Origin of the sequence: Paenibacillus bouchesdurhonensis (assembly GCF_900155685.1) — a bacterium.
In the GTDB taxonomy this organism is placed as follows: domain Bacteria; phylum Bacillota; class Bacilli; order Paenibacillales; family Paenibacillaceae; genus Fontibacillus; species Fontibacillus bouchesdurhonensis.
Genome location: NZ_LT732548.1, coordinates 2,764,209 through 2,781,600 on the forward strand (window position 1 = coordinate 2,764,209; position 17,392 = coordinate 2,781,600).

10 protein-coding genes are annotated in these 17,392 nt (G+C 44.3%); 9 read left to right on the forward strand and 1 reads right to left on the reverse strand.

The window, feature by feature from the left end:
* Positions 1–100 precede the first annotated feature (100 nt).
* The 8 genes from CZ379_RS16765 (at position 101) to CZ379_RS16800 (ending at position 15,534) form a co-directional block, all read left to right on the forward strand.
* Complete coding sequence (locus CZ379_RS16765; protein WP_110932668.1) at positions 101–1,681, forward strand: helix-turn-helix domain-containing protein; 1,581 nt, start codon at positions 101–103, stop codon at positions 1,679–1,681.
* A 231-nt stretch (positions 1,682–1,912) separates the two neighbouring features.
* On the forward strand, positions 1,913–3,016 hold the full coding sequence (gene xylF / locus CZ379_RS16770) for a D-xylose ABC transporter substrate-binding protein (RefSeq protein WP_110932669.1): 1,104 nt from the start codon (positions 1,913–1,915) through the stop codon (positions 3,014–3,016).
* Positions 3,017–3,138: 122 nt separating this feature from the next.
* Positions 3,139–4,650: a xylose ABC transporter ATP-binding protein gene (locus CZ379_RS16775; protein ID WP_110932670.1), complete on the forward strand. Its 1,512-nt coding sequence runs from the start codon at positions 3,139–3,141 to the stop codon at positions 4,648–4,650.
* A gap of 2 nt (positions 4,651–4,652) precedes the next feature.
* Positions 4,653–5,840: a sugar ABC transporter permease gene (locus tag CZ379_RS16780; protein ID WP_110932671.1), complete on the forward strand. Its 1,188-nt coding sequence runs from the start codon at positions 4,653–4,655 to the stop codon at positions 5,838–5,840.
* Between the two features lie 287 nt (positions 5,841–6,127).
* Positions 6,128–8,800, forward strand: a complete 2,673-nt coding sequence (locus tag CZ379_RS16785) for a fibronectin type III domain-containing protein (RefSeq protein ID WP_234404936.1) — start codon at positions 6,128–6,130, stop codon at positions 8,798–8,800.
* 13 nt (positions 8,801–8,813) lie between these two features.
* On the forward strand, positions 8,814–9,698 hold the full coding sequence (locus CZ379_RS16790; RefSeq protein ID WP_110932673.1) for a hypothetical protein: 885 nt from the start codon (positions 8,814–8,816) through the stop codon (positions 9,696–9,698).
* Between the two features lie 4 nt (positions 9,699–9,702).
* On the forward strand, positions 9,703–14,832 hold the full coding sequence (locus CZ379_RS16795; protein WP_199925647.1) for an RHS repeat-associated core domain-containing protein: 5,130 nt from the start codon (positions 9,703–9,705) through the stop codon (positions 14,830–14,832).
* A 75-nt stretch (positions 14,833–14,907) separates the two neighbouring features.
* Positions 14,908–15,534: a hypothetical protein gene (locus CZ379_RS16800; RefSeq protein ID WP_110932675.1), complete on the forward strand. Its 627-nt coding sequence runs from the start codon at positions 14,908–14,910 to the stop codon at positions 15,532–15,534.
* Positions 15,535–15,650: 116 nt separating this feature from the next.
* Here the strand turns inward: CZ379_RS16800 and CZ379_RS27075 are convergent, their stop codons facing one another.
* A complete protein-coding gene (locus CZ379_RS27075) occupies positions 15,651–15,815 on the reverse strand; it encodes an IS3 family transposase (protein WP_324616461.1) in 165 nt (54 codons plus the stop codon).
* Positions 15,816–16,575: 760 nt separating this feature from the next.
* Between CZ379_RS27075 and CZ379_RS16810 the strand changes: the two genes are divergently transcribed.
* Complete coding sequence (locus CZ379_RS16810; protein ID WP_110932676.1) at positions 16,576–17,232, forward strand: hypothetical protein; 657 nt, start codon at positions 16,576–16,578, stop codon at positions 17,230–17,232.
* Positions 17,233–17,392: the final 160 nt, after the last annotated feature.

Below are 17,392 nucleotides of genomic sequence, written 5' to 3' on the forward strand. Positions count from 1 at the left end.
TGATCTGCTCAGTGGCTAGGCGGCGTAAGCTAAATACGCTAAAGCTTAATCGGACATTTTTATATCAAAAAAAATGGGGATTAAAGTGGGGGAATGCAAATTGTACACATTGCTTATAGCAGACGATGAAGCTCTTGAGCGTGAGGGGCTGGAGCTTATGATTCAGCATATGATGCCGGATACATTTACGTTTCTTCATGCAGAGAACGGCAGAAGAGCCATTCAACTCGCCGAAGAAACAAGACCGGATTTTATTTTCATGGATATTAAGATGCCGGGCATTCAAGGGCTGGAGGCGGTGCGTGAAATTTTGGCCAAATACCCGATGACTAGAATCGTGATGATCACGGCTCATGATTATTTTACCTACGCCAAGGAAAGTCTGGCCTTAGGGGTTCGCGATTATTTGCTCAAGCCAGCCAAGCGGGAAGAGGTTCTGGACGTGCTCAAAACCTTGATCGATGAGACAGAGGAAGCACGGCGGGAGAGGAACGAGCGGCTGGACATGCAGGAGAGGCTGTCACAGCTCATACCTATCGCGGAGAATGAGCTATCCCTTATGCTGATGCTGGATTGCGTGCAGGAGCTGGAATTGTCGCAGCTTGCCAAGCTGTTGCAATTGGATTGGCGGAAGGGATATGCGATGGTGTTGTCATTTGCCCGGCATGCAGCTAAAGAATGGGAAGGATTTCAGCTTGTTAAAAGAGATGTCTACGAAGCCGTCAAACAGTTCGCGAAGCCGAATTTATCCTGTCTCGTCAGCCCTATGGTCGGCCATCAGATGGCGTTGTTCATTCCTTTTCAGCCTGGACAGTCAGGATACTACCAACGTGTCAGTTCTCTCGATTGGGGCGGGCGTATCAAAAAATGGGTAGAGGAACGCTTCGACCTGGCGCTCTCCGTCGGAATTGGTTCGATCCGGGAAGGCTGGGAAGGGATGAGCCGATCTTACCGGGAAGCGGTTCGCGTATGTGCGAATGATCAGGGTATCGTTAGCGTCCGGCATTATGATGATATTACTCTGAGCACGGGGCAGGAAATTATTTTCCAGGAGGAAGAGAAGAAGCTGCTGGATGCGCTTTTGCGGCAGGATAAGCTAGAGGTGTCGGAACGCTTTGCTCTATTCTGGGAACGGCTGACGCATAGCGAGCTTCCTGCTTTTCCGCAGCTGCGGGGAGAGGTAATTGGATTGCTGCTGTACTTATGTCGGGGGGCGCAGTCAGGGGAAGGAACTGAACTAATCGCCTCGCTCAGTTCGTTCGAGGAACGGGAAGCGCTGCGGCAATGCGCCCAAATGTGGCTGGATAAACTCATCGATGGATTAAAGGAAGAGAAAGATCGCAGCCGTTCTCATGTGCTGCAACGGGCACTGCTCTATATAGGCCAGAACTATAAAACGGATATTTCCATGGAGCAGAGTGCAGAGTACGTGAATCTCAGCCCTTATTATTTCAGTAAACTGTTCAAGCTGCACACGGGAGAAAACTTCATTGATTACGTGACGCGGCTGCGTATCGATGAAGCCAAGAGACTGATTGGAGAGCAAAGCCTCAGCATGAAGGAAATTTGTTTTGAGATCGGATATAATGATCCGAATTATTTCAGCCGGGTCTTCAAGCGAACGATGGGCATTACGCCCAGCGAATATCGTCAGCAAATCGAGAAGCCAAGCCCTTGTTAACCAGCAAGGGCTTTTTTGTTATCGTATTTTTGATTTCAATGAAAATAGATTAGAACAATAAAGTGCTATGAAAACGCGAAGGATGAATTTCATTACATCAAGCTGCAATTCATTGAAGATGGAGAGCAAAGAAGTGCAGGGAATCGTCCGTCCGCTGTGATTGATCGGATGCTAAGATTTGAATGTAAGCGCAATCAAGGCGATTAATCAACGAAAAGGGGCGAAAGTAGAATGAAAAAATACGGTCAACTTTTACGGATGAGCTTAGTGGCTATTATGTTGGCATCCTCACTTGTAGGCTGCAGCATTGTGTCGGATGGCAGTACCAGCACCAAGAACAACGCAGGGACAGAAAATAATACCGCAGGCAAAGATGAAGGCAAAATCGTCATTGGGCTATCGATGGATACGTTAAAGGAAGAGCGTTGGCAGAAGGATCGGGATATTTTCTCGGCCAAAGTCAAAGAGCTCGGCGGCGATGTGAAGGTGCTGGCCGCGAACGGCGATGATGCCACGCAGCTTAGCCAAGCGGAGCAGTTGATTTCTCAAGGCGTTGACGTACTCGTTGTTATCGCGCACAATGCGGAAGCTACCGCGCCGATCGTAGAGAAGGCGCATAAAGAAGGGATCAAGGTTATTGCGTACGACCGCCTGATCAACAATGCCGAGGTGGATTACTACATTTCATTTGATAATGTCCGGGTCGGGGAACTTCAGGCCCAGGCCGTCATCGACCGGGCGCCGAAAGGCAATATCGTCTACATTGGCGGAGCTGATACGGATAATAACGCGCATATGTTCAAGACGGGGGCAATGAACATTTTGAAGCCGCTCGAAGAGAAGGGCGATATTAGAATCGTATATGATCAATTCTCAAAGGATTGGAAGCCGGAAGAAGCTTTGAAAAACATGGAGAATGCGCTAACCGCCGTGAAGAATGATGTGCAGGGCGTTGTGGCGGCGAATGACGGAACGGCAGGCGGAGCGATTCAGGCCCTGACTGCACAAGGCATGGCTGGCAAAATTCCGGTATCCGGTCAGGATGCGGATCTGGCCGCAGTGCAGCGGATCGCGGAAGGCACGCAGCAGATGACGGTGTATAAGCCGATTAAGTCGATCGCCACGAAGGCGGCCGAGATGGCCATGGCGGCAGCGAAAGGTGAAGACATTGCGACGGACACGACCGTATACAACGGCAAATTCGACGTTCCGTCCGTTCTGCTCGATCCGATTCCGGTTAGCAAGGATGAGCTCTCCATTTTGATCGAAGACGGTTTTCATAAGCTGGAGGATGTCTACAAGAACGTTCCAAAAGATCAGTGGCCGCAGCAATAAGCTCAGTTCATCCGTCAGGGGAGGCACGGGGCATAAATGTTGAAAGTCTGGCGCTGCTGCTGGCTGCACAAACTGTCCCTGTCCCTTGCTGATGACTCGGCGTCAGAAGGGAATAGAAGCCTATGTACGTGTTAGAGATGGTAAACATTAGCAAGGAGTTTCCAGGCGTCAAAGCACTCGATCAGGTGAATTTCAAAGTAAGAAAAGGTGAAATTCATGCGCTTTGTGGGGAGAATGGTGTCGGTAAATCGACATTGATGAAGGTACTCAGCGGTTTATATCCGACGGGAGCCTATAGCGGGGAACTTGTCATCTGCGGTGAGAAGCAGCAATTTCATAGCATTACGGATGCGGAGAAAGCGGGAATTACGATCATCCACCAGGAACTGGCGCTTGTAAAGGATATGACGGTGGGTGAAAACATTTATCTCGGCGCCGAGCCGCAAAAGCATGGGGTAATCCACTGGGATGCGCTGTATCACAATGCTGCTCTATGGCTAAAAAGAGTGGGGCTGAACATTTCGCCGAACACTAAAATCGGCAGTCTGGGCATCGGTCAACAGCAATTGGTGGAAATCGCCAAAGCGTTATCCAAGCATACACAAATTTTGATTTTGGATGAACCGACGGCGGCGCTGACCGAAAGTGAAGTGGCGATTTTGATGAGCATTTTGAATCAGCTGCGCAGGGAGGGTGTCTCCTGCATATATATTTCGCACAAAATGCCGGAAGTGTTCGAGCTTGCGGATTCGATTACAGTGCTGCGCGACGGACAGACGATTGCGACGCTGGAACGCCACCAAACGAATGATAACCAAGTCGTATCGTTGATGGTCGGCCGGGAATTGACGGAACGCTACCCCAGGGTCGAGCATATGCCGGGAGAGACCGTACTGGAGGTAAAGAATTACAATGTATGGCATCCTGAACAGAGGGATCAAAAAGTGATCGAAAATGTAAATTTCACCTTACGCAAGGGAGAAATCTTAGGAATAGCCGGATTAATGGGTGCAGGACGCACTGAGCTGGTTAGCAGCCTGTTTGGCGCCTATGAAGGACGTTCTACAGGGGAAGTTGAAATTGAGGGCAAGGCAGTCCGCATCCGATCGGTTGCTGACGCGATTGAGGCGGGTTTCGCTTTGGTCAGCGAAGACCGCAAGCGTCAGGGACTCGTGATGAATATGGATGTAAAGACGAATACGACGATGGCTACGATGAGCAAAGTGTCAAAGCTTGGCGTTATCAATGAGAACGAAGAGATTAAATGGGGAATGCGTTATGTGCAGGATTTGAAGACGAAAACAGCATCGCTTGAGACGGCTGTCGGTACTTTGTCCGGCGGAAATCAACAGAAGGTCGTCATCGGCAAATGGCTGATGTCAGACCCTAAGATCCTTATCATGGATGAGCCGACCCGGGGGATTGACGTTGGAGCGAAGTACGAAATATATCATTTGATGAATCAGCTTGTGGAGCAGGGCGTAGCCATTATTATGATTTCCTCGGAGCTTCCGGAGGTGCTGGGGATGAGCGATCGGATTCTGGTGATGAGTGAAGGGAAATTTGTGCGCGAGTTCGCTTGGCGTGAAGCGACACAGGAGAATATAATGCAAGCTGCAACGGGAGGGAAATAACTATGCTACAAAATGAACTTCAGAAGCAAGAAGCTCCCGCAGCGAAAACGTCGCTCTGGGGAAGCCTATTCGGCAAAATGGACGTACGCGCTTATACGATGGTCGGAGCACTCGTACTCATTTGGATACTGTTCGGGATACTGGATCCCACGTTTTTGACCGCACGTAATCTTTCTAACTTATTTACGCAAATGTCAGTAACCTCGATTTTGGCCATCGGAATGGTGCTTGTTATCGTCGCGGGTCATATCGACCTGTCGGTCGGCTCGATCGTAGGTCTGACGGGCGGGATTGCCGCCATTCTGAGCAACTGGATGGGGCTTCCGCCGATCATCGTCATCGTTGGTACATTGGCAGCTGGCGCTATACTGGGGATGGTGCAAGGCTGGCTCGTTGCCTATAAAATGATTCCCGCTTTTATCGTTACGCTCGGCGGGATGATGGTGTTCCGCGGTGTGCTGATGGGGGTTACGGAATCGATGACGATTCCGGTATCCGATCCGGTGCTGGCGATGCTGGGCAACGCTTATTTTGCCAGAGGGTTCGGGATCATTATCGCAGCTATCGCTATTGGATTGTTCGTGTGGAGTGCCTTTAAAAAGCGCCGCTCCCGGCAGAAGTATGGCTTCGAGGTAGCCCCGCTTGGCGTGGATATTATTAAAGTAGCCGTGGTCTCCTTGATCATCGTCTCCTTTGTGCTGATCATGAACAACTACAAGGGCATTCCGTTTCCAATTATCTTCGTAATAGCATTGGCCGTCATCTTTTATTTCCTGTCCACGAAGACGACGTTTGGACGCCATATCTACGCTATTGGCGGAAACAAGGAGGCAGCCCGCTTATCGGGGATTAATATCCACCGGAAAACGATGCTGATTTTCCTGCTCAGCGGTCTGCTCAGCTCGATCGCTGCCATCGTCTTAACGTCCCGTCTAGCATCGGCGACGATCACCGCAGGTACGATGGCCGAGATGGATGCCATTGCCGCTTGCGTCATCGGCGGCACCTCGCTGATGGGCGGTGCAGGCACCGTCATCGGCGCGCTGATTGGCGCCCTCGTCATGACCTCGTTGGACAACGGCATGTCGCTGATGGGGCTGGAATCGTTCTGGCAATATGTCGTTAAAGGTTCCATCCTCGTCTTCGCCGTCTGGCTGGACATTTCCAACCGCCGCAAAGGTGTGAAATAAGCAGACTGAAGCTAATAGAATATACTGATTGCTCAAGACCTAGGGGTTTCTTCTGTTAAGAAGGAACCTGAGGTCTTTTTGCTGTTATGCGGAAAATAGACATTAATCTCTATTTTCCTGTTCTTAAAGTAGGATAGGTTGCTAGCTAACTTGGTAATAATGATTCAGGCCCTAGGATTCAAAAATGTCAATTCGACATTATAAATCAATATCCAACAAATTAAGCCGATTGATTTCTAGTTAAATATTGATATTGTAGGAATAATATCTCAGAAAGGGTGATGTTTTTGTCAACGTTTAGAAGAAAACTCTGTACTAGTATCTTGGTTATTGTAGTACTCATTTCTCAGTCGACAATTTTATTCGCTGACACCCAGAAGTCCAAGCTTTCAGTAGTTAAGGTTCAACAGGAGGAAGGGCCCGCAATCCCGGATGATAGTCATAATGAAGAAAATCCAGATCCGAATGCGGAAGGCTTAGAAAGTGAAGGAGCCGATCCAGACACCGAATCTTCTTTGGAAACAGCAGAAGAAGTAGCGGAGGAGGATGTTCCGACAATCCCTGAAGATGAAATAGAAATTTCATCTGATCCTGATAGGGAGGAGCTGCTAGAAACGCCATATCCATTTCTGAAGGCAATGACTTTGTTAGCCGGTCAGCATGTATATGAATTTGAGAACATTTACACAGGCAGCCACTCGGGAGCACGTCTCACTTTTGTCAAAGAAGATGTATCCAGCGGAGGTCGCCATGCATTCTATGAATCTAATGCGACTGGGGATTGGATTGAATTTTCTTTTGAGGCAGAGGAGGGCATTTACCAGCTAGATTTGAGAATCAAACAGTTTAAGAACCGTGGAATTTCGCAAATATACATAAATGGTTCGGCTGTGGGTCAACCCTTGGATTTTTATAACCTGACAGCTAGACATATTGATACGGAGATCGGACAGATTATCTTGGATGACAGGTTAACACATACGATTCGCTTTGAAGTTATCGATAAGAATCCGGATAGTACAAGTTATATTCTAGGTCTGGACGCCATGTATTTAACTAACCAAGAAACGTTACCGGTTCTAGATGCCCCAACTAACTTAAAGACGGGAATCCAATCAGATACTACAGTGAATTTGGAGTGGAGTCCATCTGCCAATTCATCCGGAGCAACGATCGAGTCTTACGAAATTTTTGTAAATGACGTACTGTCAGCTGCTGTTCCTGCTGCGAAGAATCAGTATACCGTTGTTAATCTGACACCAGGCACATCTTACGCGTTCAAAGTAAGGGCGAAAAGTCACGGGGGAGATTACTCGGAGTTCAGCAGCACGATTCAAATCGAAACCCTATCAGGCGTCTACGTTTATGAATTTGAAAGCCTTGAAGGGGCAACTCATTCAGGTGACAGGCTGAGCCGTATTGAGGAGAATGTATCCAGCGCGGGGAAACACGTTTTTTATGAATCTAATGCTGCAGGGGACTGGATCGAGTTTCCTTTTGCTGCCGAGGCAGGAATCTATCAACTGGATTTAAGAGTCAAGCAATTCAATAATCGCGGTGTTTCGCAAATTTACGTAGATGGGATCGCTATTGGCCAGCCGCTGGATTTATACAATCCATCAGCAAGACATATCCATACTCAGGTCGGTCAGATTACCTTAGACAATAGGGCGGGGCATACGATTCGTTTTGAAATCATGGATAAAAACTCTGCCAGTTCCAACTATATACTAGGCCTGGATGCGATGTATTTGACGAAGCAAGCACAGCCGACTGCACCTCAAGCGCCATCCAATTTAATATCCGATATTCAATCGGATACCACGATCAATTTGGAATGGACCGCTCCTGTTCAAGATCCGGGTATTGTTATTGAATCTTATGAAATTTATCAGGACGATGCTTTAGCAGCGACTGTTGCTGGAACAAAAACATTTCATACTTTGACTGGCTTAACGCCAGGGACGGAGTACTCCTATAAAATCAGAGCCTTAAGCGAGCATCAGCTCGCCTCGGAATTTAGTGAGAGCATAGTTGTATCGACACTTTCCGGCAAACTGATTTATGAATTTGAGCAGCTGCCAGGCATTACGCATTCGGGCGATAAGCTTAGCATGCTGGAAGAAAGCAAATCCAGCGCGGGACTCCACGCTTTCTATGAATCCAATGCTACAGGAGATTGGATTGAGATGCCTTTCACTGCTGAGAAAGGTACCTATCAACTGGATATGAGAATCAAACAATTTAATAATCGGGGTATTTCACAAGTTTACGTCAATGGTTCAGCTATTGGGCAACCTATAGATTTCTATAATCAATCTGCTAGACATATCGATACTCAGGTGGGGCAAATCGCTTTGGATCAGAGACCAACTCATACGATTCGTTTCCAACTTACTGGCAAGAATTCGGCAAGTACGAATTATATTCTTGGCTTGGATGCGATGTATTTAACACCTGTGAACATTGACACATTCGAGCCTAACGACACGCCGGAGACCGCAACCGCAGTCAATGTTCTCCAAACCTATGAATCGTATATTTCCAGCAAGACAGATGTGGATTTCTATAAGTTCACGGCCCTGGAGGGGGACACCTATTTCTTGACCTTACAATCTCCAAGCGACCATGAATACAAATTAGAGATACTGAATGCCAATAAACAACCTGTTTCAACGCTGAGACAAACTCAGGGCGGGGATGAAGAGGTTTCCGTTTATTTAGCGAAAAATGCGTTCATATATATCAAAGTGACTTCCTTGAACGGTGATTTCAGCTTTGAGCCCTATCGTTTTAGAATCACGCCGGCTCCTACGAAACAATATGTTTACGATGATGCTAACCGGCTAACTAGAACGGAATATGTCCAAGGATTGTACCGTTATCAAATTCAATACGAATATGATCGGAATGGAAATCTGTTAAAGAAAAAAGTGGTAAGAACTATAATTACTCCTTAATGAGGTGGAAAAAATGAAAAAAACGAAAATAAATCGCAAGTGGCTTGTATTACCGCTTTGTGCTGGGCTTGTTGCTTCTCTAATTACTCCGGGCTCCATTGGGTTTGCTGAAGAGTTCGTCGGAAAGATGAACGAAGTGATGTTTGGTTTGCCGTCGCGGGATCATATGATTCAGGTTCCAGATCAGGAGCCACATCTTCAATTTGAATTAAATCATGATTTGGAACCTTTTACAGGGTTTCATACGGAAGAACAGGTCGTGTTTGAGAATGAAGAAATTCAGCCTGAAGTGAATCCCGCAGTTGCCCGAACACTGACGGTTGACGTGGAAAAGAAAGACCTGTTCCAGCTAACCGAAGAACAAATGGAAGAGCTGGTTACCGGCGGGTATTCGATTGAAGATGTATACCAGCTGGATCATTTAGCCAATAAGCTAATCATTGAACCCATGGAATTGGCGGAACGTAGAGATGCCAGTGGGCTGGATTGGAATGAGTTGGAGGTGCAGGTCACTAGGGAAAATCAACTGAAGCAGTTATCCCAATTATCCGAAGAGCATCCTCAGGCCTATGCCCAACTTAGTCGTGAGACGCTAGAAGATGAGGAACAACTCATTATATTAATTGCTTTTGACATGGGGAAAGGAACAATTGCGGAACTCATCAAGGCCTATCAAACGGGCGGTGAACAGGCGGTTGCCAACTATCAGCCTCAACCGAATGCGAAAATGCAGACCCAAAGCGTTAAAAGCAACAACAGCAATTCATCTGTCGATGCGGATGTTCTCAAGTCCATCCGTTCGATTGCAGAGGAGACAGGGATTTCTGAAAGTGAACTGATCCAGCAATACCACGCTGCTAAAGAAGCGAGCAAACATGCTTTGGCAGAGAAGGAGTAGCGAAATGAGAAAAGTCGCAGCATTTATTCGAAATTGTATCGTTGCCGTACTGGTATTTGTTATCGCTTCTCAATCAGGCGTCTCCAGTGTACATGCTCAGATCGATAGTCAGCAGCTTGAAAGGGTATTGAATGGCCTGGTTACGCCCAAGCTTGTGAATGAATCCAATAAACCTAATCTATCAGATCGCAGCATGGTATCCGAGACCGTTGATCCAGCCTCAGGAACACTTGCGCTTTACGAAACGGATGTTAGTCTACCCGGAAAGGATGGCTTGGATTTAACGTTAGGACGCATATACAATTCTAACCAAGCCGAAGTAGGAACGAAACGTGTATCTGTGACATCGAGCACTTCTCAACGGGCGGGATGGGGATCCGGTTATTATGTCACCATACTCTATTGGGACAAAAATACCAACAAATACGGCACTCATTTTCCAGGATATTATTCTACTACTACTGCAGCACACAACATAGCTAACCATTATATTAAAAATCAACCTGATAGCAGCCGTGTCTACTTGGATTATGATATGGAGTACAAGGATGTTCTCTACATCCAAGTGACCTACACGACAACGACGAAAATTTATCCTGATGAAAATTCATATAGCCGTCTAAGGTATGATTTGGGCGGTGGTTGGTCCCTTGCCTTCCCGTCTTTACAAATCGAGGGAACTTATCTTCATTATCATGATGGAGCTGGAGCGGCTTATACCGTAAAATTTGATGCGAATAACCGGGGGAAATTGGAAGATTACAGTCGAAATGATGTTGAACTGTTAAGAGATACCGGATATTCAAACGGTCAGATGACTTCTACCTATGTGCTCGTCGATCAGAATAAGAAAAAGACTTATTTCGGGAGCGACGGAAGACTGCTTGGGATTAAGGATCGGTTCAATAATGAGATAAAGTTCACACATATTAATCGAACATTGAATGGCCGGAGTTATCCTGTAATTTCAAAAATAGTGGATTCTATTGGTCGAAATGTTGATTTTGCCTATCAAAGCAATTTGACTGATCCTAACTTTGACAATCAAAACATGACGGAGAATATTACGATAACGATTAGTCATCCTTCTACGTCAGAAAGACGTTCTATTGTTTATGCCAAAAAACGTGAGGAAGTTAGTATATTTGAAAATGGTTCGCTGATCGGGCGCAGATATGAGCCGTATTTATATCGAGTAACCGATATGAAAGGCTACAGCACTTACTATGAGTATTATTTGGCGTCCGAAAAATTTAACGCAACCAGTAAATCGCTTAATAATTCTGCCGGCACCGCAGTCTATTTATTGCAATATGCGATGTATCCTCATTCCTCTTCATTTTATGAATATACTGTGGTACCTCGAAATTGGGGGGGCCAGGGCGCATATCAAGCTTTTCAAGTGACCAAAAGATGGGATGGGTTAAATCGCTACAATTATGATGCGGCAAATCCATCGATGTATGCTGAGGGACCTTATAACCAACGGGATTATACTTATTTCGGCGATGTGACAGGATATCCTACCTATTATGCCGAGGAGTCCATTCCGGAGTCCTACCGATTCGGGTCGGAATATGTGAATCAGGATGGAATCAGAACAAAGTACACTTTCAATGGCAAGAAGCAATTGCTAATGACCGAGCAAACGGCTGCGAATGGAGAAAAAATTACAGAAACAGTACAAGCCTTTCACACAGCTTATAAATATAAGCCGACAAAGATCGAAACGAAGACAACTAGCGGAACCAGGGAGAACAAGCTTTATCAAACATATGATTACTACGACTGGGGGGATTTGAAAAGTACAACACGCCCATTAACTGCTGCTCAGTTAAATGATACAACTCAAGTTCAGCAGCATACGACAACCTATGATTATGATACAAACTATAGACTGCCGATTAAAATTGAATATTATCAATCGGCTGACAACTTGCTTACTGAGCAATTTACGTATGACGCCCAGGGAAGGCTAAAAACAGCACAAAATGCTAATGGAGAAATGACAACATATCATTTTACGCAAGCGAGTGACGGCAGAACCGAAGAAGTAATCATGCCGCTAGAGAATGGCAAGACGGCGAAAACGGTCTCGCATTATAGCCAAAGTGGATCCTATCAGCTATTCCCTACCACAATAAAAAGCTATTATACGAATGAGTCAGGCCAGCAAGTAGAGGTGTCGGTTCAGCGGACATATAATGTGCTGCTTGGACTGATGACTTCCGAGACGAATGCAGACAATAAGACAACACAATACCAGTATGATGTCTACGGAAGATTGACCAAAACGCTCTATCCCGCGACCAATAACCAAAGCGGAGAGCGTTATCAAACGGAAGAGGTCTTTGTGTATAACGATCAGACCGTAGATAACACTCCTAATTATTTTGATAGTGAGAATAAATATCTGATCACGACGCGGGTTGATTCGCATACGATGACGACGCGTTTAAGTGATAGTGCCGTCAATTACGACAACATTACACACGAGTTTTACGACGGATTTGGAAATGCAGTCCTTATTGGGCAGCTGGACAATACAACTAACCGTCATTTAATTGTCGCGCAATATCATTATGATGTTATGACTAGGCCCAATTATGTGATAGATACGAGTCACAATGTATCCACTGCTAAATATGATGCTTGGGGAAGAGCATTCGAATCTACAGATCCGTTTGGAAATTTGTATCGTACGGATTATGACATCATTGATCGCAAGAGTACCTCCTATATGGTGGCGGCGAGTGATATTGCCTCTTTCCGTAATAGTCCACAGGATGGCTTGAAACGAAACGTATTAGAAACGACCTCTGATCAGTGGGGACGAGGGATATCCTCCAAGGCATTTTCAAATTGGCCGAATCGGACGGCAGGTGTTGTGCAAGAAGACGTTGCTTATGATCATTTGGGAAATGTGATTAGCTATACGAATCCGAATCGGAACACAACAAGCTATAGGTATGATAAGCATAATCGCTTAATATCGGTGGTAGACGCATTAAACCAGACGACTTCATATTCGTATAACAAGCTCGGACAGCTTCAATCCATATCACAAAGCGAGGGGAGCAAAACCTGGGCAACGACAAAAAGCCATGATGAGACAGGATTTTTGCGGACGAGTACGGATCCTGCTGCCAATCAGGATGTGTTCACTCGAAACAAACTCGGACAAATTGCTAGCCGCAAAGATCCGAATAACACTCTTATTAGCTACGCTTACGATGAAACTGGCCGCAATATCATTAAAGTTGCTGGATCAACCACTTTAAAAAATGTATATCAATATCGTATTTTTGGCCCTTTGCGTCAAGAGGAAATCCGTAATGGCTCCAATTATATGACAGTGTATAATGATTACAATATCTTCGGTTCCTTGAAATACAAAGCGACCGTATACGATGGAGTTGCCACGGTTGTCCGCCATGAATATGATGACCAGAATCGATTGAAGAACGTGGCTGACGCCTTCGATTACTTTACACATTATTCGTACGATAAGACGCGAATTAGCCGGGTACAGACCAACGGTACGTATTCATTGACGACTGCCGAAAATGCGAATGCCCAGTACATCTACGAACCGGACGGCAAGCTGAAGCGGGTGACCTATCCCAAACTGACGGATGGCAGTTTCCTGACCAGTGATTATGCCTATGATGGTATTGGCAGACTCTTGAAAGTCACGAATAAGAAAGGGACGACGATCCTATCCGAGTACCAATATCAATATGATGCCAATGGCAACATCACCGCCGTGACGGATGGGGCGGGTACGACGAGCTACCAGTATGATAAGCTGGATCGGTTAATTCAAGTAAAACGCCCTTCCGGTCAGACCATCGTCTATACTTACGATGCTAGGGGGAACCGCAAGACGCTGAAAGGCGACAGCCTAATTGAAGACAGCAATGAACAGACGTACACCTTCAACATTTGGGATCAGCTTAAGAGTGTGGCGAAAGAGAATGTGACGACCGAGTTTGAGTATGAGATGCAAGGACTACGGCTGTCTAAGACGACCACTACAACACCAGCCCACGAAAGTGGAACGGCTACTCCCCCTACGCCAGTTACGGAGAAAGTACGTTACGCGTATAACAATAGTGGCCAAGTTATTTCCGAATCTGATGCTTCGAATCGGGCGATAGCGAATTACGTCTGGGGCCCGGATCGGATGCTCGCCAAACGGGATGTAGCCACAAACAAGAAGTACTACTATCTCTATAACGGCCACGGTGATGTCGTACAGATTGTGGACGAGAACGGCACGAAGGTCAACAGCTATCAGTACGATGAATGGGGCAACATCCTGGCTCAGGAAGAGGGCATTCGCAACTCCTTCAAATATGCTGGGGAGATCTTAGATCAGGAGACGGGGCTATATTATTTGCGGGCTAGATATTATAATCCAGAGATAGGGCGGTTTGTAAGTAAGGATACGTATGAGGGGAACGTTACAAATCCGCTTAGTCAGAACTTGTATACGTATGTGCATAATAATCCGTTGATTTATACTGATCCAAGCGGACATAAAGTTTGGCTAATACATGGTACTAATCTTAAAAAACGAAAAAATCCTGAAGCAACCTGGACACCTGAATTTATTGATTATATAGGAAATTTATATAATGAAGATGTTGCTACTCCACGCTGGTCAGGGGGGAAAACAGGAAATAATAAGGCTGCTAGAGAGAAGGCTGCTGAAGCTATAGCCGAGGATATATTAAAATGGCAAGAAAAGAATCCTGATGATCCCATTAGATTAGTAGGCCACAGCCACGGTGGAAATGTTGCTATTTTGGTTGCTAACATACTAGGTGAGAAAAAAATAAAAGTCGATACTGTTGTAACTGTTGCAACTCCAGTACGAGGGTATCAACTTAAGCAAGAAGTAGGACAGCATCTTCATGTGTATAGTGATCGAGATAGCATTCAAGTAAATGGGGGTACCCCATGGTTGTTATTAAAGGCAGGACGGACATTTTCTGCAGCAGCCAATGTGAAAATTGATGTAGATAAAAAATACAATAACATTGAGGCTCATTCAGCAATGCACTCAAATGTAGATGTGTGGAAACAATATATACAATCACTTTTAGCAGATTTCTATGTAAAACCATAATTAATTCACCGATATATAAGGACTACGCTTAGTAGTCCTTATATATCTAATAAGCATAACAAAGGGGGGATATTATTGTTGCTTTTAATAAGAGGCGTATGGATACTAGCTCTTTTAATTAATCTATCCGCTGTTATGTGGTTTATCTTTGGGACAACAGCAAATTTTCAACGAGGAATGGATCTAGTATCAACTGTCATTTTTGTCTATTTTGGAATACCATCGATATTGTTGATTGTTTTATCAATATTTTTAATTATCAAAGGATGGATTCCTTCATCTCCATGGCGTATAGTTGCTGTTTCCATACTAATATTGGGCCTGCTATCCTTAAGTCCAACATTGTTTAAGTACGTAGACACTAGTGGATGGCTAGAAGAGAATGTTACAACTGACACATTACAAATTACATCGGATAATGCGTATGAGTATAACCTCGAGATAATTAATTTGTTTCAAAGGAATAGTTATGCTCGGCTACATCTTAAAAGTACATCAACAGATGAAGAAATACGTATTCCATTAGACATCCCAGTGAAAGAGATTGTTGTACTGTTCGAAGAGAAGAATTATCATTTAATTTTTCTGAAAGCGACTTCAGAAGCAGATGTTTATATATTACATCCGACATCAAAACTGCCCTTTCCTAATGAAAAATATAAAATTGATGTAAAGAAAAAAGAAGCAGTGAAAATACCATGAAGTTCACTACTATACTATATAAAATAGATGATTTCCACTGTTATCAATAATTTTATACTAAGCCACATGCGAGAGTAACAGGTCAAGACCCTATTTAGTGAACATTGAAAATAAAGCTAGGATGCGAGCTGACGCCGGTAAAGTATCGGCGTCAGCTTATTTAATTTCCACTGTGGCCGTTGTTGATTATAAAATCGTATGTGTATCTCTTCCAAGTTGCGGATATGATAGGGATAGAGCTCTTCTGTTTTGAGATGCGAGAATGACTTGAAAAATAACAATATAAGGAGAGAGGATTAGTTTGGTAACTTTTCTTTATCCATATGAATTAGATGGTAATTGGGACTATGTTCGAGAAAATGGGATGTGTAGCATCCTTCCTAATTTTCTGAAGTAGATTTTTTCAGAAAAGATTACAAACCTTTAGAATTATTCTCGGATGGCTTAGCGTTGGTTCTTTTCCTAAATTATTGGTTTGGTTATATTAATAAACAAGGGGAAGTTGTTATTCCTGCAAGTACTAAAGTTGGTAGTTCCTATTCTGAAGAAATGGCTTATTTCTACAATCCCACAAAATCTAAATACGGCACATTAAGTTAAAAGGTGAAATTTCTATTCCACCTCGGTATGATTTTACCCTTTGTTGAGGGGCTTGCATTTGTCAAACGAGGTGATCAACCTAAAGTGCTTGATAAGCAGGGTAAGACCTTATATTATTTTCCAAAGGAAATCCAGATTGACTTAGAAACATATTCTAATAAGTCAAAGCTTATTTCAATTACAGATACTATGAGGAGAAATTAATCCTACGGCCTTCGGGGCAGATAATTAATGTAAGCAAGCCAGCGCTTTAATATAAGGTTAGCTAGTCATTCTTCTTCCTGTAAAATTATATTAATGAAACACATAAAAGCTTAGTTCTTCGTGAAGTTTTAGCCGCAATTGAGTCATTTTTCTCAATTGCTGTTTTTTAATAATGGAACGGGTCATTCAGGTAGTAACGGCACTAGACACGCTAAAGCTAGTAAATGATGACTAGGAATGCAAACTGAAATTTCAAACAAATTTCCAAAAAAACATTACAATATCTTTGGCTCCTTGGATGCCTTCGATTACTTCACGCATTATACGTACGATAAGAAGCGAATTAGCCAGGTTCAGATCAACGGTACATATTCATTGACGACTGCCGAAAATGCGGATGCCCAATACAGCTACGAACCGGACGGCAAGCTGAAGCGAATAACCTATCCGAAACTAACGGATGGCAGTTTCCTAACCGGTGATTATGCCTACGATGGTAAGGGCAGAATCTTGAAAGTCACGAATAAGAAAGGAATGATCCTATCCGAGTACCAATATCAGCATGATGCCAATGGCAACATCAGCGCAGATGTTCCTGACGAGAATGCTACAAACTTTGGGCGAACAATTTTCGATGCGGGAGTAGGGAAATGGTATCCAGAAAGTTCATTTCATATTAATTGGGATAGGACTGTAATATCAGATGCATACATTGGTTGTGCTTATGATAGTCAATGTGGTGGTTTTGTTGGTGCAGCTATAGTTGAAATCCCTGCAGCATATAATATTGCTAAGTCTGGTGGTTCAAAAAGTACTGGCTTTGTAAAAGGGTTAATAAATAAAAAAATAACTGCTAACACCAAAAGTTATAAAGATATACAAAGGAAACATTAATATCTATTCGCGCGTAATGTAATGTGAACCTAAGTTGGCTATTAAACGCTGTCGCTACACCAGACGGGAAGACAGATGAAGATGAATTCGAGAAAAGGCTGATTGAAGTTTTTAGAAATCTTGATGAAGGAAATAATTGAGTTTATATGAGTAAAAATGA